The sequence below is a fragment of the Streptococcus sp. OMI750 genome (assembly GCF_047463895.1).
Classification (GTDB): Bacteria; Bacillota; Bacilli; order Lactobacillales; family Streptococcaceae; genus Streptococcus.
On record NZ_JASHCZ010000009.1, the window covers coordinates 1 to 22,439 of the forward strand.

The following is a 22,439-nucleotide window of genomic DNA, read 5'->3' on the forward strand; positions in this document are numbered from 1 at the left end:
CCCACGCTTTCGAGCCTCAGCGTCAGTTACAGACCAGAGAGCCGCTTTCGCCACCGGTGTTCCTCCATATATCTACGCATTTCACCGCTACACATGGAATTCCACTCTCCCCTTCTGCACTCAAGTTAAACAGTTTCCAAAGCGTACTATGGTTAAGCCACAGCCTTTAACTTCAGACTTATCTAACCGCCTGCGCTCGCTTTACGCCCAATAAATCCGGATAACGCTCGGGACCTACGTATTACCGCGGCTGCTGGCACGTAGTTAGCCGTCCCTTTCTGGTAAGTTACCGTCACAGTGTGAACTTTCCACTCTCACACTCGTTCTTCTCTTACAACAGAGCTTTACGATCCGAAAACCTTCTTCACTCACGCGGCGTTGCTCGGTCAGACTTCCGTCCATTGCCGAAGATTCCCTACTGCTGCCTCCCGTAGGAGTCTGGGCCGTGTCTCAGTCCCAGTGTGGCCGATCACCCTCTCAGGTCGGCTATGTATCGTCGCCTTGGTGAGCCGTTACCTCACCAACTAGCTAATACAACGCAGGTCCATCTGGTAGTGGAGCAATTGCCCCTTTCAAGCAGATATCATGCAATATCTACTGTTATGCGGTATTAGCTATCGTTTCCAATAGTTATCCCCCGCTACCAGGCAGGTTACCTACGCGTTACTCACCCGTTCGCAACTCATCCGCTCGGTGCAAGCACCAAGCTTCAGCGTTCTACTTGCATGTATTAGGCACGCCGCCAGCGTTCATCCTGAGCCAGGATCAAACTCTCATTAAAATAATTGTTTGTCTTAAACTCATTCTGTCACTGACAGATTTATTGTTTTTTTATTGTTCAGTTACTATAACTTCCGTTATAGCGCCCTGCACATTGGTTCGTCTTGTTCAGTTTTCAAAGGTCTTTGTCGCTCTCTCGCGACAACTATATTAGTATATCACGTACACTTTTAATTGTCAATAACTTTTTTTAAAAAAGTTTACTTTTTTGAAAAAATCTTAATTTTACTCCATTAACTATATGCTTGTTAAATGGAGTTTTTAAAATCTTTCAAATAATTTTCTAATTTCTTTTTCATCTTCGTTTTTCCTAGACATCTTCTATTGGCTAATAACGATTCATATTGTTCTTTTTCTTCTATTGTTAAATTCTCCTTAAATCGTTTTAAGGAATCTCTTAATACTACAAGTTCATCTAGATATATTTTTCTTGATGAAATTCTGTGGCTAATTTCTCCAATTTCAACATACGGCATTCTGTTGATTTTTCGTTTATCGCTTTCTTGCTGTCTTAACTTATCTTTAATATGATTCCTAAATTTTGTTTTAAAATACTTATATAGTAATTCTTCATTTGTTCCTATTTCAGGATTTTTCTGATAAAGCTCAAAGAGTGTTAATTGGCCTTCTTGTTCCCAATCATCTTTTTCCCACAGCTGGATATAGTATTCTTTTTCACATTTTCGAACAATAAATTTTACTTTTTGATACATCTTGTTAAATTCCATAAGCTCTCCTTTACTTTCATATTTGTATTTTATAAAAGTAAAAAAGGTTTTAGGAGTTTTTTTCTATTCTGCTCGTTTTTTAAACTATTCGGTCATTATTTTTAACTATACTGACTGAATGCACAAAAAAACTGCCACTCAGTGACAGTCTATCGATAGTCCGTACGGGATTCGAACCCGTGTTACCGCCGTGAAAAGGCGGTGTCTTAACCCCTTGACCAACGGACCATTTTTACAACATAATCTATTATACAGAATAATTTTTTCCTGTCAATACTTTTTTAAAAAAAGAAGGAAAAAATTTCCTTCTTTTGATTAGTTATTTTCTTCTAATTTTGATTTAATTTCATCATATGATAGAGGTTTGGCTTCTTCTTCCAATTCATGCTCTGAATTTTCAGGCATTTTACCTGTTTCATACAATGATTTAATTTGAACACTATCCAAGGTTTCATATTTTAATAGAGCTTCAGCAATAAGTTTATGCGTTTCTCTATTACCTTGAATAATTTCTGCAGCTTTGTTACGAGCTTCATTCAATAGACTACGTACTTCTTCATCGATTTCATAAGCAGTCCGTTCTGAAATCATTTTTTGTGGGCTTTGAGCTCCGAACATGGCATGATTTCCTTCATATTGAACTGGTCCAAGTTTTTCACTCATTCCATATTCTGTCACCATTGCACGCGCCATTTGAGTGGCTTGTTCAAAGTCATTTGAAGCACCTGTTGTTTGTGAATTAAAAATAATTTCTTCCGCAACACGTCCTCCCATGAGACCAGCTAATTGTTCTTTCATATCTTCTTTAGAAAGTAACATTTGATCTTCTTTAGGAAGGGCAATCATGTAACCGCCTGCGCGACCACGAGGAACAATAGTAACCTTATGAACCACTCGAGCATTTGATAAAACCAGACCAACGATCGTATGACCTGCTTCATGATAAGCGACCATTTCACGTTCTTTTTGCGAAATCGTCCGATCTTTCTTAGATGGTCCTGCAATAACACGATCTTCTGCTTCATCGATATCAGCAGCATCAATCACTTTTTTATTTCGACGAGCTGCAACCAAGGCTGCTTCATTCAAAACATTTTCAAGATCGGCACCGACAAATCCTGGTGTCTGCTGTGCAACCAATTTCAAATCTACATCTTGAGCGAGTGGTTTGTTCTTAGCGTGAACTCGAAGAATCGCTTCACGACCTTTCACATCTGGACGCCCAACCAATACTTTACGGTCAAAACGGCCAGGACGAAGAAGGGCTGGGTCCAGAACATCTGAACGGTTAGTAGCAGCAATAACAATAATTCCTTCATTGCCTTCAAAACCATCCATCTCAATCAAGAGCTGGTTGAGGGTTTGTTCCCGCTCATCATTTCCACCGCCAAGACCTACACCACGTTGGCGTCCAACAGCATCAATTTCATCGATGAAAATGATAGCTGGAGCAGCTTTTTTAGCATCTTCAAAAAGTGAACGAACCCGGCTAGCGCCGACTCCGACAAACATTTCAACAAAGTCCGACCCTGAAATACTGAAGAATGGTACTCCAGCTTCTCCAGCTACTGCTTTTGCTAAAAGGGTTTTACCTGTTCCTGGAGGGCCTTCAAGAAGCACTCCTGCTGGAATTCTTGCTCCCAATTTAGTAAAGCGTTTTGGATCTTTTAAAAATTCAACCACTTCAACGAGTTCTTGTTTTTCTTCTTCAGCTCCTGCTACATCCGAAAAACGAACTTTTATATCTTCTTTATTGGCAGCACGCGCTTTGTTACGACCAAAGTTCATAGCACCGCGGGCACCACCGCCACCACCTTGATTCATCATGGAGAAGAAGAAGAACATCACGATGACAAATGGAACAATGGAAGTTAGAATGGTAATCCACATCCCACTTGAACTTTCACGTTTGATAGTGATTTCTGCTTTGTGGTCAGCGGCTAATTTTTGTAATTCATTGACAGTAATATCAGATGGAAGGATGACACTAGTAAAGCGAGATACTTTTTGAACACTCGGGGTAAAGAATTGAATTCCTGTATCTTCTTTTGATTCTTTTGCTTTATTATAGGTCCCTGCAATTTCAATCACACTACCATTCGGTTGGTAACTAATCGTCTTTACATTGTCATTTTTAATTTCCTTGACCAATTCTGTGTAGTTGATCTGCTGGCTTTGACCAACTCCATTACCTGCAAAAAAGTACTGGAATCCTGTCACAGCCGCTACAATAATCAACAAATACAGAAAAGGATTTCGAACAAAACCGTTGTTTTTTCTGTTATTCATCTAGTCTCCTCTATTTTGAGTACACTTCCTCTTTTAATACACCAACATATGGTAGGTTACGATAATTTTCTTCATAGTCTAAACCATATCCAACAACAAACTCATTAGGAATCGTAAAGCAGGTATAATCTGCTTCGATCTCAACCAAACGTCCTTCAGGTTTATCCAATAATGTCGCAATCTTCACAGATGCTGCATTTCGTTCTTCAAAGAGTTCTTTTAGACTCTTGAGGGTTTTACCTGTATCGATGATATCTTCCACAAATAAAATATCTCTACCTGTAATATCCTGATCAATATCCTTGATAATATTAATGATACCTGTGCTTGCTGTACCACCATGATAACTTGACACCAACATAAAGTCTAATTCAATATGAGTATCCACATGGTTGATCAACTCTGCCATAAATGGAACAGAACCCTTCAAAATACCAACGAAAATAGGATTTTTTCCTTGATACTCTTTTGTTAGGGTTTCACCCAATTTTTTTGCTGCTTCTACAATTTCATCATGTGAAACCAATACTTTTTTTATATCTTTTTCTAACATGTCGTTACCTATCTATTTTTTGAATATAAAGTCTATCTTTTATTATAGCACTTTTTGAGGGCTTACTCAAATCACTCGTTACCAATCCTACTACAGAAAGAATGTTATGATTCTGTTCTATAATCAGAGCTTCCTGTCGAATAGAAATTGGAATCTTATGGTTGATAAACCACCGCCTTAATTTTTGATGGTGGCCATTCACAATCAACTGATCGCCATTCATCCTTCTTCTAATCAAGATGGGAGTTTCTCGTGAAACAAAAAGAATTTCTACATTTTTTCCTTCTAATGGTTGTCCAAAAGATAGTTTATAGTTTGCAATTTCAAAGATATTCCCAAATTCTAACAAAATTGGGAGGATTTGGTCATCCGACTTTTGACTGATTTTTCGTATTTCAAAGAAATCATATTCTTGATGGAGTTCATAATTTGATTTTAAATAATGAACGCAATTTCTTTTCTTTCTTAGTAAATCTAACAATTCTTGAAACTGGACTCTACCAAGTTGCAAATCTGGAAATTGTGCTAAATACTCTTCTAATAAGAAGGATTGTACAGAATGAGAATACGTTCTAAAAGAAGCTAAATCTTGAATGGTTAACTCACTAGTTAATTCTTTCAGTGCTTTGTGCCAATGATTCACTTCCTCTGCTAAATAGCAAAGACTTGCTTGCATTTGAGGATTTTCTTTTTCAAATTCTGTAAGGTATTGATGGCGTACACGATTTCGGAAAAAATCCTGTGAGTGATTGCTACTGTCTTCAAAATGAGGAATTTCCTTCAGTTCATTTTTTGTAAAAGCTAATAAAGGGCGAATTAACTCACCCTTCCCAAATGGTTGGCGTACAGGAATACCACTTAAGTAACGTAATTTAGTTCCTCGTATCAAGCGCATGAAAGTTGTTTCAGCTTGATCATTGGCGTGATGACCTGTTACTAGAGCGGTGCAATCCTCTATCTCCATAATCTGCTTGAAAAAATCATAACGAAAGGTGCGAGCTTTTGCTTCTGTAAAAGCTCCCGAATAGTGAGCAACGTGGATACGTGTCTCTCGCCTATCAGCCAGCTTTCGAAGTTCACTTTCCTCAAAATCCGATTCTGGTCTTTGTCCATGATTGACATGAGCGAGTACCAATTGAATCCCCAATCGTTCTTTGTTCTTCTCCAAAAGTTCATATAGATTCATGGAATCCAATCCACCAGATATGGCAACTAAAATACGGCAATGGGAAGTGAATAGATCTTTTTTTTCACAAAACTCTAAAAATTTCTTTTCCATTATTTCAATACCTCATAGATGTCTTTTGAAATTTTGGAAATCGTATCATAATCCGAATGATCTGTAAAAATCGCGATGACATAAGGCGAATTGGTGTATACAATCGCAACATCATGTCTAAAATCATAGGCATCCCCAATTTTATGAGCAACCTTTACTGGAAGATCACGCGCAATTCGTTGATCATCATATTTTGTAGAGGATAGTGCGTCAATAATAGAACCGTTCTGCTGATAAACAGCTTCCATCACATTTCCAGCCATTTCAGCAGATGCCTCTCTTTTTTCAACATCCCAGTGTTTTTTGGAAATTTTATCCAATGTTTTTTGAAAATCTTGATCCGATTGATGGGTAACATAATAATTTAAAATATTATGTCCAACATTATCCGATTCTTTTGCAATCTTATCTACTAATTCTTGGACGCTGTATTCCTTGCCATCTGCTGCCTTTGAAAGACTACCACTTCCTTCTGGTTCATAGCCACCTTTGAAGTCATTAACTTCTGGAATATACTTATAGACTGTCGTTGGAGAAATAGCCTTTTTATTAAGCTGTTCTTGGACATAGTACAAATAGGGTAATTTCGTCACACTAGCAGAATACATTTCTTTTTGGGGATTGATTCCAGCAGTATTTCCTGTCTCTAATTGTTTTACATAAATTCCATACGAAGGAGAATTATATTTACTATTGAGTAAGTCCTGGACTTTTTCCATTCGATTATCTGTTTCAGTGATGAATGCTTGGTTAACCCATCCTTGGCCCTCAATTTCCACAAACTCATCTCGTAAAGTCTGAGCTGTGCGTAAAACGGTCACTTTTGTATAAGAAGAAAGGGAGGTGTTTTTTTCTTTCGCACCATTTATTAAGGGTCGATCATACACTTTAAATCCAGGTTTTAGCCATATGTCTTGTTTTTTTTCTTGTGTTTCTTGTACAACATCAGAAAAAATGACAGAAGAATCTGCTAGCACATATCCTTTATCTGCTATTTTAAATACAGCCTTTCCATCATCGTTTACAAAGAGTTGTTCAATTGTAAACGGTGTATTAGGAAGAATTTCTCCTTTTTCTTTTTTCAACTGAGGATCAGAAAAAACAACAATTTTGCGATAGACATTAGGGTTTGCTGGAATTGAAGAAAAATAAAGTTCTGATGGATAAGCAATTGTCTGAGAGGACTCAGATTGCTCAATACTCGCTGCTTGAGGTCCCAAAAATAAAATTGGGACTAGCAGTAGGAGCAGAAATCGTTTAGACACCTGTATTCCTTTCCTTTTCATCCTTTTGAAGTTTGAGTGTTTGGTTTTTCTTTTTTAATTCCTCTAATTTTTCATCCGAAAATTCAAGGAATTGTTTAACTGTTTGTAAGATATTTTCCATTGATTATTGGGGAAGTAAATCTGGGATGGTGTAAACAAATTCACCATCTTTTGAAAAAGAATATTTAGCGCGTGCATATTTTGTTGCATAGTCATCGTCTTTTAATTTTTTAGCGATGTCTTGCTGGTATTCTTTTTGTTCACTTGTTTCCTTATATTCTTTTTCTAACTGTTTGTATTGTTCTTTTTTGTCTTGTAGTGATTGATAGCTCTGGGCCAAGTTATAAGTTGGAAGAATAAACAGTAGTATAACTAGAATCAAGACAAGTCCCATAAAGCGATTACGTTTTTTTCTTTCTTCTTCTAAAAAACGTTTTCGCTGACCTTCGTCTTTGATATATTTATTGTTCATTTGAACGATATTTTTAGGCATCTTCTTCTATCCTTGTTTCACTAATTATTTCGTACATTTTGGATGCATCTTCTTTTTTTGTACTATCCAACATTTCCAAGACTTTAACCGTCAATACTTTATTTCCAAAACGAACTTCAATTTGATCATTCACTTTCAAATCCGTTGAACTTTTGGCTAATACTCCATTGACTTTAATTCGCCCCTTATCTGCAACTTCCTTTGCGACAGGGCGACGCTTGATAATGCGAGAAACTTTTAAATATTTATCTAATCTCATACTGTCACCTCTAACATAGTATTGTATCATTTTTTATCCATAAAATGCGAAAAATGAGCTAAGAACTGCTAGTTCTCTTCTTTTTCCTGTTTAATTTCCAATAAGGTTTGACCAAATTGCTTCAGAGCTTCTAGAATTTCAAAATCTTTCTTATTTCGAACATCAAAGATTACTTCAATTAATCCCTTCTCTTCTGCAAGCTGAGCTTTTAACTGTGTCATTGACAGAGCTTTAAAATAATCCTGTGTCAAAAACAGTTGTTTGGCAATTGGTTCAAACTTCACTGCCACTTTTTGTTGCTTTCTCTCCACTAAACGAACAAATACTTGATCCAAGTAAGCTTTTACTATACCAATTTCAAGTAGGTAGGCGACAACATCTGGGTATTCTCCAAAACGATCCATCAGTTCGTCTTGTAAATATTCATAATCTGCAGCAGAATTCATTTCACGGATTTGTTTGTAAATTTCAATTTTTTGACGTTGATCCGAAATATAATCATTTGGTAAATACGCATCTATTTGTAGGTTCAACTCCGCATTGCTCTTTTGTCGACGATGCTCTTGGCCTTGTTTTTTAGCAATAGCTTCTTCTAACAATTGGGAATACATTTCAAAACCAACTGAATCGATGAAACCAGATTGAGAAGCACCCAGAATATTTCCTGCTCCACGGATTGATAGATCTCGCATCGCAATTTTAAATCCAGACCCCAATTCAGTAAAGCCTTTAATAGCTTCTAAACGTTTTTCAGACACTTCTGTAAGAGATTTGTCTGGACGATACATCAAATAAGCATAAGCAATTCGGTTGCTTCGTCCCACACGACCTCTTAGTTGATAAAGAGTTGAAAGTCCCATATGATCCGCATTTTCAATAAAGAGCGTATTGGCATTTGGAATATCTACACCTGTCTCAATAATGGTTGTCGTCACTAAGACATCGTATTCGCCATTAATGAAATCCAACAAGGTATTTTCCAGGCGAACTTCACTCATCTGGCCATGAACAAATCCAATCGAAGCCTCTGGAATCAACTCTTTTAACTCGGATACTTTTTGCTCAATCGTATCTACCTTGTTGTAAAGATAATACACTTGACCTCCACGATCCATTTCCCTCAATACAGCATCTCGAATAATGGTTGGATTGGTCTCTAGTACAAAAGTTTGCACTGGATACCGATTGGTCGGAGGGGTTTCAATGACAGACAAATCTCGAATTCCCAGCATAGACATATGAAGAGTTCGAGGTATAGGGGTAGCTGTCAAGGTAAGCACATCCACCTTTTTTTTCAATTCTTTCAAGGTTTCTTTGTGCTTCACTCCAAAACGTTGTTCTTCATCGATCACGATTAAGCCTAAGTCTGAAAAAACAACATCTTTGGACAATAACCGGTGAGTTCCAATAATAATATCCACTCGTCCTTTTTTCAATTTTTCAAGCGTTTCTTTCTGCTCTGCCTTACTCTGGAAACGACTTAAAACAGCAACCTCTACTGCAAAAGATTCAAAACGCTCCTTAAAATTGGCATAATGTTGTTGGGCAAGAACAGTTGTAGGAACCAGCACTGCTACTTGTTTATGATCATTTACTGCCTTAAAGGCTGCTCGCATAGCAACCTCTGTTTTCCCAAAACCGACGTCTCCAACCAGCAATCGGTCCATCGGACGATTTGATTCCATATCTTTTTTGATTTCTTCAATGGAACGTAATTGATCATCTGTTTCAATATATGGAAAATCTTGTTCAAATGCTTCTTGATTTTCATCATCTTTGGAATAGGCAAAACCTTCTAATTGACTACGTTCCGCATAAAGTTTTATTAAATCATCTGCAATGTCCTCCACCTGGGTCTGAACCTTTTGCTTCGTTTTTTGGAAACGCCCATCATTTAACTTGTTAATTTTTGGCGTTTTTCCATCACTTGCAACGTATTTGGACAACATCTGAATCTGATCGACAGGAATCGAGATGCGATCTCCATTTTGATATTGAATCGAAACATAATCACGATGGACACTAGAAATTTCAATCGTTTCAATTCCCAAATATTGGCCAATACCATGAACTTGGTGAACAACATAATCCCCTTTTTCCAGTTCATTATAATTTTTTAGACGTTCTGCATTGGAAATATTTTGTCTGCGAATCTTTCGCTTGATCTTTTTCTGATAAATCTCTGATTCTGTAATGTAGACAATTTTTTCATCAACAAATTGGAAACCGTGAGCTAGTCCTCCAACAATTAATTGACTAGCTTGAGGGATGATCGCATCCCCATCGATATAATATAATCGAATTCCATACTCTTCTAAATTTTTATGGAGCTGTTGAAGATTGTGATGAGAACTTGCTTGGACAATAACAGTATAGTTTAATTTTCGATACCGTTCAATTTCCTCTTTTAGTAAATCAAATTGTCCAAAAAACTCCTGCATTGGGTATTGATTAAATTGATACAAATGATCAAACCTCAGATTTCCCAAACCTTTTTGAAAGTTTGAAAAATAAGTTGCAGGTGTATATTTTCTTAATATTGTACTGGTATCACCAAAATACACTTGACGAGAAGAGGCTCGATTTTTATGTAAATCTTCCGTCAAGAGATTAGCTGCATCTAGTTCAAATCTTGCTATTTGATCTGCTATTTTTTGATAATCATCTAAAAAAACTGGAGTATGTTTAGGAAGATAATCAAATAGGGTATATTGTTTCTCATAAAAGAAACTAATAAATTTTCTAAGATCCGGATGAAGTTTCCTTTGAGAAATATCCCCTAGAATTTCGGCTAGATAAGATTTAAATGCTTCATTCGTGCTCTGTTCTTGCAATTGTTCTATTTGATTCTGACCACGGATAAAATCTTCCTCTTGCAATAATAGATCACTCACTGCTTTGAGTTGAATTCTTTCGACATTTTCAACAGAACGCTGGCTTTCTGGGTCAAAGATTCGGATTCCATCAATCTCATCTCCGAAAAATTCAATCCGATAAGGTTGGAGTTGGTCGATCTCAAAGATATCTAAGATATCTCCTCTTAGACTGAATTCCCCTTGTTGCAAAACCTGGCTCACCTTTTGATAACCAATCTTCTGTAATGTTTCACTCAGGGTAGTTAAGTCTATTTCTTGACCAACCTTCAATTTAAAAATACTAGATGCAAAAACTTTAGGAGAAGGTAATAGTAGTTTTATACCACTCACATTGGTCACAAGGATACCTTGACGATCCTCTTGACATAAAAAGTTCAAAGCCTCTAATCGTGCAAATTGCCTTTCTTGTGAAGCAAAAACAAATTCTGCTAAAGGGTTATCATCTCCCAAAAATGTATGGACTTTCTCTTCTCCAAGTAAGGCAATAAAATCACTGGCCAATCGTTCTGCTTCGTTATAACTGGAAGTGATGAGGACTGCTTTTTCAATAGAATCAAAGGCTGAAGCCATTACAATAGCCTTTGTAGTCGCAGACAATCCTAAGATCAATTCCCTATTATTTTTTTGCAAACCTTGTTGCCAGGATAGAAGGTTGGAGTTTTGACTCACTAAATCAATTACATTCATCTACTTACCCGTTGTATTTCTGCATGATTCTTTCAAAATTTTCTTCTACCAAGTAATCGTTAACCGCTTCTTCTACTCGATCGATTGTTTGTAGAATAGTGATGTAATCGTCTTTATCAAATTTTCCTAAGACATGATGAACAACTGACATGCCCTGCTTAGGTCTTCCAATGCCAATCTTAATTCGATAAAAAGTCTGAGTTCCAATATGATTAATAATCGATTTGATTCCGTTATGACCTCCAGCTGATCCTTTAGCTCGAAGACGAATCTTGCCAACTTCCATATCTAAATCATCGTAAATAACCAAAAGATCTTCAATATCCAGACCATAATAAGTCAGAAGGGCATGGACTGCTTTTCCACTCTCATTCATGAAAGTGGTTGGCTTTACAAAATAGACCTTTTCGCCATTTAAAAATGTTGAGGCAATATCAGCTTGAAAAATCTTATCATGGGAGAAAGTAAGATTTAAAGACTTTGCCATTTGATCAATTAACATAAAGCCTACATTGTGTTTCGTTTCAAAATACTTATCACCTGGATTTCCCAATCCAACAATTAATTTCGTCATCTCTTTCCTTTCAAAACACTAAAAGGGTTGGAAATATTTTTTTCCAACCTTTACATTTTTTTAACTATCTTACACATTAAAACGGAATTCCATGATGTCCCCGTCTTGGACAACATATTCTTTTCCTTCTTCGCGCAAGCGTCCTGCTTCTTTTACAGCCTTTTCAGAACCGTATTTGACCAAATCATCATAGGACATGGTAACGGCACGAATAAATCCTTTTTCAAAATCAGAGTGGATGATTCCAGCTGCTTGAGGAGCTTTCATGCCACGTTTGAAGGTCCAAGCACGCACTTCTTTTTCACCAGCTGTGAAATAAGTGCCAAGTCCCAACAAGTGGTAAGCTGCACGCGTGAGTTTATCAACTCCAGACTCTGTTAGCCCAATCGCCTCTAAAAATTCTTGTTTATCTACATCATCTAGCTCAGAAATTTCTTCCTCAACACGCGCAGAAATCACCACGACTTCCGCATTCTCTGTTGCCGCAAAGTCACGAATTTGCTTCACATAGTCAATAGAGTCTGGATCTGCAACAACATCTTCATCCACATTTGCTACATAAAGAACTGGTTTGGTAGTCAAAAGGAAAAGTCCTTTCACCACTTTTTGTTCTTCCTCCGTGAATTCAATGGTCCGAGCTGATTTTCCATCTTCAAGAACTGGTTTGATTTTTTGTAGAACATTAAATTCCGCAACAGAATCCTTATCTTTTTGCGTACGGGCCATCTTTTCCACACGTGCATAGCGTTTATTTACAGATTCTAAGTCAGCAAGAATCAATTCTAGATTAATGGTATCAATATCTGCTAATGGATCTACAAAAGCATCTTCACGACCTTGCTCACGCATGACATTTTCGTCATCAAAAGCACGAACTACATGGACAATAGCATCCACTTCACGGATATTGGCCAAGAATTTGTTACCAAGACCTTCTCCTTTTGATGCACCTTTTACAATCCCTGCAATATCTGTAAATTCAAAGGTTGTTGGGACTGTCTTCTTAGGAGTAATCATCTCCGTCAATTTTTGGAGGCGTTCATCTGGAACTTCTACCATCCCAACGTTGGGATCAATGGTCGCAAAGGGATAGTTTGCAGCCTCTGCTCCTGCTTTTGTAATTGCGTTAAATAGGGTTGATTTACCAACGTTTGGTAAGCCAACGATACCTGCTGTTAATGCCATTTTTCTTTTTCTCCGTTCACATTTCAATCTCTCTTATTATAACACAATTCAAAAGACAAGTGATGAAAAATAGACTATTTCATTTCCTTTCAAAACTAGTTTTTTCCTCAAACTATAATGTATGAAAATGAAAAATATGGTATACTCTATTTAAAAAATCACAAAGGAGTTTTTCTGATGAAAAAACAAACATGGAAATCTATCCTTCTTTCCTTTATTGCTATTTTTACTCTCTTTCTTCTTGGAGCTTGTGGAAAACAATCTGTTCAAAAATCCTATCTTCAGGGAATCAACCAAGAGAAGAAAACTGACGTTCGTATTACAATCGAACATAAAGGGGATAAAGCGATCAGTAACCAAACTATCACTACTGTTTATTACAAAGAGGCTGGAGTTACGAAAGATCAATTAAAGGAAATAATCGATAAATACGATGAAGACTACAAGGATGTCAAAGGATTCACACACTCTGCTGAATACAAAGACGATTATATGGTTGAAAAAACAACCCTAAATTATGAAAAGGCAGACTTAGATCAGTTAATTGAAAAGAAATTAGTAACGACACAAAAAGATAAAAAAGTCGACTATATCAGCTACAAATCAACTGTTGATATGATGAAACAAAGTGGTTTCAAAGAAGTTAAAAATGGAAAATTTGAAGAATTAAAATAATATAAAAGGTTCAGTCACTTTTGTGACTGAACCTTTTATAATACTTTCTTCATTTTCTGTTCAAAATCATGGCGACTCATCATGACCACATGATCACAATTACTACACTTAATTTTTATGTCTGCACCAAGTCGCGTAATTTCCCAACGATTTGCCTTTTTTCCTGTTTCTTTTATCACACAAGCATGAGGTTTCTTCATTTCTACAAAATTACCTAACGTATACATGATGATTCACCTTTATTAATTTGTGCGAACTGGCGTAATCAATTGAATGAACCCTTGTTCATTTCCTTCTGGAACCAATGTAAACGGTCTAACAGAAGAAATAAAACGAATAACAACTTGTTCACTGTCAATAGCTTTGAGCGCTTCAATCAAATAAGTTGGATTAAAACTGATGGACAAATCCTCTCCTGAAACAGTGCTAGTATCGATCTCTTCATTTACTCGTCCAACTTCTGGTGAATGAACGTGGGCAGAAACCACTCCATTTTTGAATTCTAATTTGACCGTTCCATTTTGAGTTGCATTTGAAAGAAGACGTGCACGCTCCATGGCAAATCGAAGGTTAGCAACATTAAAGGTTGCCTCTGTATTGAATTCTGTTGGAATCAGACGATCTGTATCAGGGTAATTTCCTTCTAGCAAACGGGTATAGAAACTAATGTGTTCACTTCTAAAGAGGATTTGATTATTGGCAAAGAAAACTTCAACTGTTTCAATATCATCAGAAAAGACAGAGGTGAATTCACGAAGAGAACGACTTGGGATGACGACATCAAAGTTGTCTCCATTTTTCTCCAGTGTAATCACTTTTTGACTCATACGGTGAGAGTCTGTTGCTACTGTTTTTAGCTCTGTATGATCTGATAAAACAAAGTGAACGCCTGTCAAAATTGGACGACTCTCCTGTACACTTGCTGCAAATGCCGTTTCATTAATCAATTGTTTTAATAATTTTGTTTCCAAAACTAATGGATTACTTGCAGTAATTTCTTGGATACGTGGATATTGATCTGCATCTTTTCCTTTAAGTGTAATTTCTGATTTACCACTTGTTAAGAGAACTTGTTTTTGTTCAATCTCTTTAAAATCTAAAGTAACATCTGGTAAACTTGAAATCACATTAATAAAGAAAGTTGCTTCTAATAAAATGGAACCTGGAGAAGTCACCAACAAACCAGCATTTTCATCTTTGATAGAAATAAAGTTTTCAATCGAAATTTGGCCATTGGATCCAGACAGGGCAATTCCTTCTGGAGTGACATCTATTTTGATTGTTGAAAGGATTGGGATAGCATTTTTTGAACTGATGGCTCTTTTGGTAGTATTTAGTGCTTGTAAAAATAAAGTTTTGTTAATAGAGAAATTTATCATGGTCATTCCTTTTATTTATTTTATACTTAGTAAGTTAATAGTAATAGTAGAGTGTGTGGAAGTTGTGGAAAACTCTCAGAATCCTGTCTACGACTTGAAAAGTTACTTGTTTAAAATTTGTGCATAACCCCTAGAAGTTTAGAGAAAGTTATCCACAGATTAATTTAATTTTTTCTTGATACTTTGAATTTCCAGTCGAAGATTATCATCTGTATCGACCATACTTTTTATTTTTTCATAAGCATGAATCACGGTCGTATGGTCTTTCCCACCAAATTCTTTTCCAATTCGAGGAAGGGAGTTGTCTGTCATTTCCCTTGAAAGGTACATGGCAACTTGTCGTGCTAAGACGATATTCTGAACTCTTCGTGAACCTTTAATTTCTTTTACACTGACTCCATAGAAAGCGCCTACAGCCTCCTGAATTTTTTCAATTGGGACGACAAGCATTTGGTTGCTATCGTTTTTACGAGCTCGAATAGCTTCAGCAGCTACATCGATCGTAATTTCTTTGAGTTTTTTAACCTTTGCCATCAAAGAAATATCATTTAAGGCACCCTCTAAGTCTCGGACGTTGGAATCAAACTGGCCAGCTAGATATTCCAGCGTATCGTTAGGAAAAATATAGTCTAGATCTTCAATTTTATTCCGTAAGATGGCGATCCGAGTTTCAAAATCAGGTGGTGTAATATTTTGCGTCAATCCCCACTTGAAACGAGTAACTAATCGCTCTTCAAGACTATCCAAATGATCTGGACTTCGATCGCTAGTTAGGACGATTTGTTTGTTATCGCTATGGAGGGCATTAAAGGTATTAAAGAACTCCTCTTGAGTGGTGACTTTTTTCCCACCAAGAGATTGAATATCATCGATCAATAAAAGATCAAGACTTCGATAGGTATTTTTAAACGTCTTCATCTCTCCTAATCGAAGGTGTTCTAAAAACTCATTAATAAAGGTTTCTGCTGGAACATATTTCACTCGAGCATTGGGAATATTTTCTAGAATTTGATTTCCAATTGCATTCAATAAATGAGTTTTTCCAAGCCCTGGTCCACCATAGATAAAAAGAGGGTTGTATGTTGTTGCAAGATTTTCAGAAACTGCAAGCGCTGCTGCTTTCGCCCAAATATTTCCATCTCCTTGCACAAAATTATCAAAGGTGTACTTTGATTTCAGACCTGTATCAATTTTAGGTAGCGGTTGATTCGCTATATTAGATGGAGAAAGTCTCCTGATTTCACTGCTATGACTATTCGGAAGTTCTTCGATATCTTCAAAAATAAATTGGAATTTCAAATCCGTATTGTAGATTTCAAAACTGGCGGTGATCAAAGCATTTTTCAGATTTGTTTCCCAAAATAATTCTTTATAATTTCCATCGAGATAAATGGTAGCTGTTTCTCCCTCGATTTTGACTAATTTTGAATCTGCGACAAAAAAATCATATGCACTATCTTTTAGTTGTAATTGGGCTAATTCTAAAAAACGAGACCAAAATTGTTCTTCTTGTGTCACTATCAGACTTCCCTCCTTTTCTTGAATTGTATCAAATCATACTTAATCCTATTCTACCACAAACGAAAATAGTTTTCCACAGGCTAAATTTCAAGAAAGTAAATTATAAAAGTAAACTTTTCCACAATCTGTGGAAACTAATTCACAGTGTTTCTAACAGTTATCCACAAAGTGGGGATAACTAGAAAATATCCTGATTTTGCTAGCATTTGTTAAAGGTTTTTGTGGTGGAAAAGCTTGTCAATAGAAAAATAAAAATAACAGCCTTATTTTAGGCTGTTGATAATTCGTTGGTATTCATCAAGACTTGAAAAAGAAATTTGGATAGTTCCTTTATGTTGCGAAGAGGAATGTATCTTAACTTCTGTCCCTAATATTTTTTTCAGTCTTTTTTCCTCTTCTAGTAGGAAAGTTTCCTTAGATTTCTTCTTTTTTTGCTTTCTTTTCGAACTGATTTTGTTCTCTAATGTCCGAACATTTAAATGGTCCTCTTTGATTTTCTTCAACCAAAAACCTTGCTCTTCTTCATCAAGAGGAACGAGAACACGCGCGTGAGCCGAAGAAATATCATGTTGAATCACAGCTTCTTGAACAGAGGGAGATAGCTGTAACAAGCGGAGCATATTGCTAATATAGGGTCTGGATTTCCCCATAAATTGAGCGATTTGGTCGTGCTTATAGCCGTGATCAACTAACTTCTGGTAGGAGATAGCTTCTTCAATTGGATTGAGATCTTCTCGTTGAAGATTCTCGATAATGGCTTGTCGCATCATTTCTTGATCCGTTAACTCTTTAATAATCGCAGGAACCACTTCTAATCCAGCAATCTTCGAAGCTCTAAAACGTCTTTCACCTGCAAGTAATTCAAAACCAATAATCGGAGATTTTCTGACAATAATAGGTTGAATCAAGCCATTTTCCTTGATTGAATGAGCTAATTCTTCTAATTTTTCTTGGTCAAATACTTTTCTTGGTTGGAAAGGATTGGTTCGAATCTCCTTTACCGCTATATGTTCTAATTTTTCCATCTTATGAATAGAATAACACACCTTTACAATTTCGTAAAGTTGTGTTTACAAGTATGTCAAGAAGACAGAGTTTACTCACTTAGATCATCAGTTGATTTTGTCAACTTGATAGAAGTTGTTTGTTGTTTTCCATCACGATAGAAAGTGACCTTGATCGTATCATTGATTTGGTGAGAATAGAGGGCAGATTGTAAATCTGCAGTTGACTCTATAGTTGTATCATCAATTTTTGTGATCACATCGTAGCGTTGTAATTTATCTGAAGCAGGCATGTTTTCAAGGGTTGAACGAACCAGTACTCCTCCAGAAATTTTTTCAGGAAGTTTTAATTGGCTTAAATCAGAAGTTGAAAGATTGGAGAGATCCAACATTTGGATTCCGAGAGCTGGTCGAACCACTTTCCCTTTTTCTTCTAGTTGCTTGATAATATTGACAACATCATTCGCAGGGATTGCAAATCCAATTCCTTCTACTGAAGTTTGCCCGTTATTTGAAATTTTACTTGAGGTAATCCCAATGACCTGTCCTTGAATATTGATTAACGGACCTCCAGAGTTTCCTGGGTTGATGGCTGCATCTGTTTGTAAAGCTCGTGTAGAGATATTTTGACCATTATCAGCTTTCAATTTTACATTGCGACCTTGGCTAGAAATAATCCCTTGGGTAACAGAATTGGCATAATCTGTTCCAAGAGGGCTACCGATTGCAATCGCAGTCTCACCTACTGTTAATTGGTCGGAATCTCCGAATTCAGCTACTGCCTTTGCCTTGTCTGCACTAATACGCACCACAGCAATATCAGAATAGACATCTGAACCAACTACTTCTCCAGGGACTTTATTCCCATCTGCTAAAAGAATATCTACTTTTTTAGCTCCATTGATCACATGGGTATTGGTAACAAGGTAGGCATATTTTCCTTCTTTTTTATAAATGACTCCAGAACCTTCACTAGAAATTTGTGAGTCAGAATTGTCTTCTTTTTCAAACAAACCTTGATTTGAAGAATCAGAATAAGTGATCACAGAAACCACAGCATTTTTCACTTTATCGACAGCTTCACTGGTTGAGGTTGTATTTTTGTAAGCTGTTTTAACAGTGGTTGAGTGGACTTGCTTACTTTCAGTATTTGAAGTAGAAGAACGAGATGTTTGTAAGGTTAAAAAGGTTCCAAGAATCCCACCTAGAAGACCTACAATAAAAATAAGGGCTATATTCCCAACTTTTTTTAGTAAATTGAATGAAGATTTCATATTTTCCTCCTAAGAATATCAAATTGTCTAGAGTATAGAAAAACTTTCTTAATTATAACTTAAATAAATAAAGTTATCCACAAAATGTGGATAACTTGTAGAAAACAGTTGATCATTGGCCTTAAAATAGTCTTTAGAGAAGGCTTTCCCTTTCTATTTCTGTGGATTATTTGTGGAATTGAAGAAATATGCTACAATAGAATGATGAAAATCAAATTGATAACTGTTGGAAAATTAAAAGAAAAATATCTAAAAGACGGCATTGCAGAATATATAAAAAGACTTGGTCGATTTGCAAAAGTAGAACAGATTGAATTAGTTGATGAAAAAACGCCTGATCGTGCTAGTCAACTTGAAAATCAACAAATCCTTGAAAAAGAGGGAGAACGGATTCTTTCGAAAATTTCAGATAAGGAATATGTAATCGTCTTGGCCATCGAAGGAAAACAATTTCCCTCAGAAAAATTTAGTCAAACAATCGACCAGATCATGACATCAGGGTATTCAAATCTCACGTTTGTCATCGGTGGCAGTCTTGGTTTGTCTATAGAAGTGAAACAAAGAGGCAATCTCTTAATGAGTTTTGGACAGCTTACTCTTCCGCATCAGTTAATGAAATTAGTATTGGTTGAACAAATTTATCGAGCATTTATGATCAAACAGGGGAGTCCCTACCATAAATAACCTTGACGCTCCCTTCTTTTTCTGCTAAAATGAAGTATGCTTGGTCCCATAGCTCAGCTGGATAGAGCATTCGCCTTCTAAGCGAACGGTCGCAGGTTCGAATCCTGCTGGGATCAGATGAAAGATGTAGTTTTTGACTACGTCTTTTTTTGTATAAAATGTATATTTTTTCATTAATGCTAATTTTTTGTACTTCTTTGCTATCAATGAAATAAATTTATTGGAATCATGCTAAAAAATAATCAATCATCTCGATATAGTGCAAAATATAGATTATATGAATTATGTAAAATAGTTTTCAATCCTGTAACAAAAACATTAAAAAGATTACAATTTTATCTATTCCCTTTAATTTTAGGCTATTTTATATTATAATTTTTTGTATATAAAATTTTATTTTTTATAATAATACTAAAGTATAATAAAATAGAAAATAGAGAGTGGGAGAGTTTGAGTGATTCAGTCATTAGTTTTGTCTTTTCTTTTAGGAGGGATCATTGTTCTGACGTTTGCATTAGTGGACGAAAAAATCTATCAGGAACATCAATTTTCATTTATCTTTCTTTTAGGTACCTTTGTTCTTCTTTTTGAAAGTCTTCTAGTATTTTTAGATGTGACTCTATTTTCAAATATTCAACTCTCCGATTTAAATATGCTCTTGTGGCCAGCTTATTTGTATCCTTATTATCATTATGCTAATCGAACGAATCGCTTGTGTTCTATTTTTTATTCTTTTTTTACTTATTTAGCAGTTGAAGGAACAGCAACCTTTTTGACGATTATTGTCTCTTCAGTTTTGGGAGATGCTTTTGTAGCAGCGTACTCGATAGTCTACAATATGTTTATTCGTTTAGTTTCTTTAGTAATCATTTTGAATTTAATTGACTTATTTGAATTTGATTTTACTCCTTTTTATGAAGAGGAATTTGAAAAGTATTTAAAGAGATTAATTTATGTTTATTTTGCCATATTTGTAGTGATCAATTTTGCTTTATGGATTAGTGAACAAGCGCAATTTAAAAATTTTGGGAGTATGTTGGCAACGATTTGTTTTTTCTCTTTTGTAGTCAGCTTATTCCATATGAAAATCGAGCGAGATCAGTACCGTAAAAATTTAGAACTGGAGTATAAAGAATTTTCTGAGCAACAAATGAGTCGCTATATGGCTGAAATTCAAAGTCTCTATTCTATTGTCAGGGGATTTCGTCATGATTTGGGAAATTTAGTTATTTCTATGTCCTTAGCCATTGAGGAAGAAAATATTCCAGAAATACAGAGAATTCATAGAGAAGTATTGGAAAAAGGTTATAAAAAGATAAACACAGAAGAATTATCAGGATTCAACTTGGTCAATATCAGAGATTCTGCTTTACGAAGTATTTTGATTCGAGGTTGGTTGGACGCAAGAGATGCTGGGGTTGAAATGACTTTTGAAACGAGTGAGCCAATTGAGCAGCTACCAGTCGATTTATTAGATATCGTGAGAATTGTTGGAATTCTGGTAACAAACGCTTTGGAAGCTTCAAAAGAAGCAGAAGAAAAGAAAGTTCATATTGCTATTTTCTCTATTTCAAAGATTGTTTACTTAGTGATTCATAATACAACCAATGAAATCACTTTTGATGTTAGAAAAATATATGAAGAAGGCTATTCGACAAAAGGAGAAAATAGAGGCCTAGGATTAAATAATGTTAGAAAAATCTTAGCAAATTATGGAACGATGTTTTTAGAGACAGAATTGCAAGGAAATCGTTTTTTACAAGTTTTAAAGATCGGAGGATATGAACAAGAATGAAGATTTTTTTATTAGAAGATGAACTATCTCAACAGATACGGGTAGAAAAACATATCGAAGAAATTGCTAAGGAATTGGAAATAAAACTTGAAGTGATTTCTACTGGTAAAATCACAGAATTTGAAAATTATATCCATCATTCGGATATCCACCAATTATATTTTTTAGATATTCATATCCAAGACAATGAGTATTGTGGTCTGGAAATTGCTCAAAAAATACGAGAAGCAAATCCTTATGCTATTATTGTTTTTATAACTACAAAATCGGAATTTGCTTCTATTACCTATCGTTATAAAGTATCTGCTTTGGATTTTATTGATAAAAATTTGAATGAAGATCTATTTCGATCAAAATTAAAGGAGTGTATTGAGTACTTGACAAGCATTCAAATTAGGAATGATGATTTAACAGATTATTTTGAATATAACTTTAAAGATAAAAAAATTAAAATTCCATTTAAGGATATTCTTTATATTGAGACTGTAGGTTCAGCTTATAAATTAAACTTGGTTGGGAAAAATTTTCAAAAAGAAATTGCCGGAAGTTTATCAGATGTCTTGGAGAAAGATGTGGAAAATAGATATTTTAGCCCCCATCAATCTTATCTTGTGAATAGAAGTATGATCATTGGCATGGATAAGAAAAAGAAACACCTGCTGTTGAAAGAAGGTTATTCTTGTCCGATTTCAAGAAGTAACATCAAACGTGTCAAAAAATTAATTGAAGAAGAAAATTTAGAATTTAGTGCTTGACAATTAGTTAAATTCTGATATAATGGGATATGTTCTGTTAATGAATATATGGTCCGTTGGTCAAGGGGTTAAGACACCGCCTTTTCACGGCGGTAACACGGGTTCGAATCCCGTACGGACTATATCTCATTCCGCCATAGCTCAGTTGGTAGTAGCGCATGACTGTTAATCATGATGTCGTAGGTTCGAGTCCTACTGGCGGAGCTAGTATAGCACCCATTTGGGTGTTTTTTATTTTGAAAAAGCTAGGATAGCAATAAACTGCACCCCAAAAGTTAGACAGAAAAAATCTAACTTTTGGGGTGTTTTTATTATGAAATTGACTTATAAAGATAAAGTTCAGATCTATGAACTTAGAAAACAAGGATATAGCTTAGAGCAACT

The 22,439-nt window shown here is 35.7% G+C and carries 20 protein-coding genes, 4 tRNA genes, 1 rRNA gene and 1 pseudogene; 8 read left to right on the forward strand and 18 right to left on the reverse strand.

The features are described 5' to 3' along the window. The 13 genes from QM830_RS10620 to ychF form a co-directional block, all read right to left on the reverse strand. Positions 1-781, reverse strand: a 16S ribosomal RNA gene (locus QM830_RS10620); the annotation flags it as partial. Positions 782-1,028: 247 nt separating this feature from the next. Further along, on the reverse strand, positions 1,029-1,508 hold the full coding sequence (locus QM830_RS10625; RefSeq protein WP_009731945.1) for a hypothetical protein: 480 nt from the start codon (positions 1,506-1,508) through the stop codon (positions 1,029-1,031). Between the two features lie 156 nt (positions 1,509-1,664). Then, a tRNA-Glu gene (locus QM830_RS10630) sits at positions 1,665-1,736 on the reverse strand. 87 nt (positions 1,737-1,823) lie between these two features. After that, the gene (gene ftsH / locus QM830_RS10635; RefSeq protein ID WP_049473251.1) at positions 1,824-3,797 is read right to left on the reverse strand and encodes an ATP-dependent zinc metalloprotease FtsH; all 1,974 of its coding nucleotides are present in this window, start codon (positions 3,795-3,797) and stop codon (positions 1,824-1,826) included. 10 nt (positions 3,798-3,807) lie between these two features. Then, complete coding sequence (gene hpt / locus QM830_RS10640) at positions 3,808-4,350, reverse strand: hypoxanthine phosphoribosyltransferase (RefSeq protein WP_414326966.1); 543 nt, start codon at positions 4,348-4,350, stop codon at positions 3,808-3,810. 4 nt (positions 4,351-4,354) lie between these two features. Continuing rightward, positions 4,355-5,629: a tRNA lysidine(34) synthetase TilS gene (gene tilS / locus QM830_RS10645; RefSeq protein WP_414326968.1), complete on the reverse strand. Its 1,275-nt coding sequence runs from the start codon at positions 5,627-5,629 to the stop codon at positions 4,355-4,357. Continuing rightward, the gene (locus tag QM830_RS10650; protein WP_414326970.1) at positions 5,629-6,894 is read right to left on the reverse strand and encodes a serine hydrolase; all 1,266 of its coding nucleotides are present in this window, start codon (positions 6,892-6,894) and stop codon (positions 5,629-5,631) included. Before QM830_RS10650 ends, tilS begins: the two co-directional genes overlap by 1 nt. Beyond that, complete coding sequence (locus tag QM830_RS10655; protein WP_269596042.1) at positions 6,887-7,015, reverse strand: SP_0009 family protein; 129 nt, start codon at positions 7,013-7,015, stop codon at positions 6,887-6,889. Before QM830_RS10655 ends, QM830_RS10650 begins: the two co-directional genes overlap by 8 nt. 3 nt (positions 7,016-7,018) lie before the next feature. Continuing rightward, positions 7,019-7,387: a septum formation initiator family protein gene (locus QM830_RS10660; protein ID WP_009731940.1), complete on the reverse strand. Its 369-nt coding sequence runs from the start codon at positions 7,385-7,387 to the stop codon at positions 7,019-7,021. Further along, a complete protein-coding gene (locus tag QM830_RS10665) occupies positions 7,380-7,646 on the reverse strand; it encodes an RNA-binding S4 domain-containing protein (protein WP_003002258.1) in 267 nt (88 codons plus the stop codon). Before QM830_RS10665 ends, QM830_RS10660 begins: the two co-directional genes overlap by 8 nt. 68 nt (positions 7,647-7,714) lie before the next feature. Continuing rightward, complete coding sequence (gene mfd, locus QM830_RS10670) at positions 7,715-11,209, reverse strand: transcription-repair coupling factor (RefSeq protein ID WP_414326973.1); 3,495 nt, start codon at positions 11,207-11,209, stop codon at positions 7,715-7,717. Between the two features lie 4 nt (positions 11,210-11,213). After that, a complete protein-coding gene (gene pth, locus QM830_RS10675) occupies positions 11,214-11,783 on the reverse strand; it encodes an aminoacyl-tRNA hydrolase (RefSeq protein WP_414326975.1) in 570 nt (189 codons plus the stop codon). A 69-nt stretch (positions 11,784-11,852) separates the two neighbouring features. Continuing rightward, positions 11,853-12,968, reverse strand: coding sequence for a redox-regulated ATPase YchF (ychF, locus tag QM830_RS10680; RefSeq protein WP_414326976.1), 1,116 nt, complete (start codon positions 12,966-12,968; stop codon positions 11,853-11,855). 177 nt (positions 12,969-13,145) lie between these two features. Here ychF and QM830_RS10685 point away from each other — a divergent pair, with 177 nt between their 5' ends. Continuing rightward, on the forward strand, positions 13,146-13,643 hold the full coding sequence (locus tag QM830_RS10685) for a DUF1307 domain-containing protein (protein WP_414326977.1): 498 nt from the start codon (positions 13,146-13,148) through the stop codon (positions 13,641-13,643). A gap of 35 nt (positions 13,644-13,678) precedes the next feature. Here the strand turns inward: QM830_RS10685 and QM830_RS10690 are convergent, their stop codons facing one another. From QM830_RS10690 to QM830_RS10710, 5 genes are all read right to left on the reverse strand, one after another. Beyond that, a complete protein-coding gene (locus tag QM830_RS10690; protein WP_414326979.1) occupies positions 13,679-13,870 on the reverse strand; it encodes a DUF951 domain-containing protein in 192 nt (63 codons plus the stop codon). Positions 13,871-13,885: 15 nt separating this feature from the next. Further along, entirely contained in the window at positions 13,886-15,022 is a 1,137-nt protein-coding gene (gene dnaN / locus QM830_RS10695) for a DNA polymerase III subunit beta (protein ID WP_009731935.1), read from the reverse strand. Positions 15,023-15,181: 159 nt separating this feature from the next. Then, positions 15,182-16,540 (reverse strand): chromosomal replication initiator protein DnaA, encoded by a 1,359-nt coding sequence (gene dnaA, locus QM830_RS10700; RefSeq protein ID WP_414326981.1) that lies wholly within the window; start codon positions 16,538-16,540, stop codon positions 15,182-15,184. 266 nt (positions 16,541-16,806) lie between these two features. Continuing rightward, positions 16,807-17,568, reverse strand: coding sequence for a ParB/RepB/Spo0J family partition protein (locus QM830_RS10705; protein WP_009731933.1), 762 nt, complete (start codon positions 17,566-17,568; stop codon positions 16,807-16,809). Positions 17,569-17,639: 71 nt separating this feature from the next. After that, positions 17,640-18,821, reverse strand: a complete 1,182-nt coding sequence (locus QM830_RS10710) for a S1C family serine protease (RefSeq protein ID WP_414326983.1) — start codon at positions 18,819-18,821, stop codon at positions 17,640-17,642. A gap of 204 nt (positions 18,822-19,025) precedes the next feature. Between QM830_RS10710 and rlmH the strand changes: the two genes are divergently transcribed. From rlmH to QM830_RS10745, 7 genes and pseudogenes are all read left to right on the forward strand, one after another. Further along, a complete protein-coding gene (gene rlmH, locus QM830_RS10715; protein WP_009731931.1) occupies positions 19,026-19,505 on the forward strand; it encodes a 23S rRNA (pseudouridine(1915)-N(3))-methyltransferase RlmH in 480 nt (159 codons plus the stop codon). A gap of 42 nt (positions 19,506-19,547) precedes the next feature. After that, positions 19,548-19,621 (forward strand) — tRNA-Arg (locus tag QM830_RS10720). Between the two features lie 338 nt (positions 19,622-19,959). Then, complete coding sequence (locus QM830_RS10725) at positions 19,960-21,300, forward strand: sensor histidine kinase (RefSeq protein ID WP_414326984.1); 1,341 nt, start codon at positions 19,960-19,962, stop codon at positions 21,298-21,300. Beyond that, the gene (locus QM830_RS10730) at positions 21,297-22,055 is read left to right on the forward strand and encodes a response regulator transcription factor (protein ID WP_414326986.1); all 759 of its coding nucleotides are present in this window, start codon (positions 21,297-21,299) and stop codon (positions 22,053-22,055) included. The genes QM830_RS10725 and QM830_RS10730 overlap by 4 nt, the downstream gene beginning before the upstream one ends. A 50-nt stretch (positions 22,056-22,105) precedes the next feature. Further along, positions 22,106-22,177, forward strand: a tRNA-Glu gene (locus QM830_RS10735). Between the two features lie 8 nt (positions 22,178-22,185). Next, positions 22,186-22,259 (forward strand) — tRNA-Asn (locus QM830_RS10740). Between the two features lie 109 nt (positions 22,260-22,368). Continuing rightward, positions 22,369-22,439: pseudogene (locus tag QM830_RS10745) on the forward strand (transposase); the annotation flags it as partial.

Bases quoted from the DNA above. Each gene is read 5' to 3' on its own strand.
- rlmH (WP_009731931.1), top strand. From the start codon at position 19,026: ATGAAAATCAAATTGATAACTGTTGGAAAATTAAAAGAAAAATATCTA.
- pth (WP_414326975.1), bottom strand. From the start codon at position 11,783: ATGACGAAATTAATTGTTGGATTGGGAAATCCAGGTGATAAGTATTTT.
- QM830_RS10655 (WP_269596042.1), bottom strand. From the start codon at position 7,015: ATGGAAAATATCTTACAAACAGTTAAACAATTCCTTGAATTTTCGGAT.
- QM830_RS10685 (WP_414326977.1), top strand. From the start codon at position 13,146: ATGAAAAAACAAACATGGAAATCTATCCTTCTTTCCTTTATTGCTATT.
- tilS (WP_414326968.1), bottom strand. From the start codon at position 5,629: ATGGAAAAGAAATTTTTAGAGTTTTGTGAAAAAAAAGATCTATTCACT.
- ychF (WP_414326976.1), bottom strand. From the start codon at position 12,968: ATGGCATTAACAGCAGGTATCGTTGGCTTACCAAACGTTGGTAAATCA.
- QM830_RS10710 (WP_414326983.1), bottom strand. From the start codon at position 18,821: ATGAAATCTTCATTCAATTTACTAAAAAAAGTTGGGAATATAGCCCTT.
- ftsH (WP_049473251.1), bottom strand. From the start codon at position 3,797: ATGAATAACAGAAAAAACAACGGTTTTGTTCGAAATCCTTTTCTGTAT.
- QM830_RS10730 (WP_414326986.1), top strand. From the start codon at position 21,297: ATGAAGATTTTTTTATTAGAAGATGAACTATCTCAACAGATACGGGTA.
- mfd (WP_414326973.1), bottom strand. From the start codon at position 11,209: ATGAATGTAATTGATTTAGTGAGTCAAAACTCCAACCTTCTATCCTGG.
- QM830_RS10665 (WP_003002258.1), bottom strand. From the start codon at position 7,646: ATGAGATTAGATAAATATTTAAAAGTTTCTCGCATTATCAAGCGTCGC.
- dnaN (WP_009731935.1), bottom strand. From the start codon at position 15,022: ATGATAAATTTCTCTATTAACAAAACTTTATTTTTACAAGCACTAAAT.
- hpt (WP_414326966.1), bottom strand. From the start codon at position 4,350: ATGTTAGAAAAAGATATAAAAAAAGTATTGGTTTCACATGATGAAATT.
- QM830_RS10625 (WP_009731945.1), bottom strand. From the start codon at position 1,508: ATGGAATTTAACAAGATGTATCAAAAAGTAAAATTTATTGTTCGAAAA.
- QM830_RS10705 (WP_009731933.1), bottom strand. From the start codon at position 17,568: ATGGAAAAATTAGAACATATAGCGGTAAAGGAGATTCGAACCAATCCT.
- QM830_RS10660 (WP_009731940.1), bottom strand. From the start codon at position 7,387: ATGCCTAAAAATATCGTTCAAATGAACAATAAATATATCAAAGACGAA.
- QM830_RS10690 (WP_414326979.1), bottom strand. From the start codon at position 13,870: ATGTATACGTTAGGTAATTTTGTAGAAATGAAGAAACCTCATGCTTGT.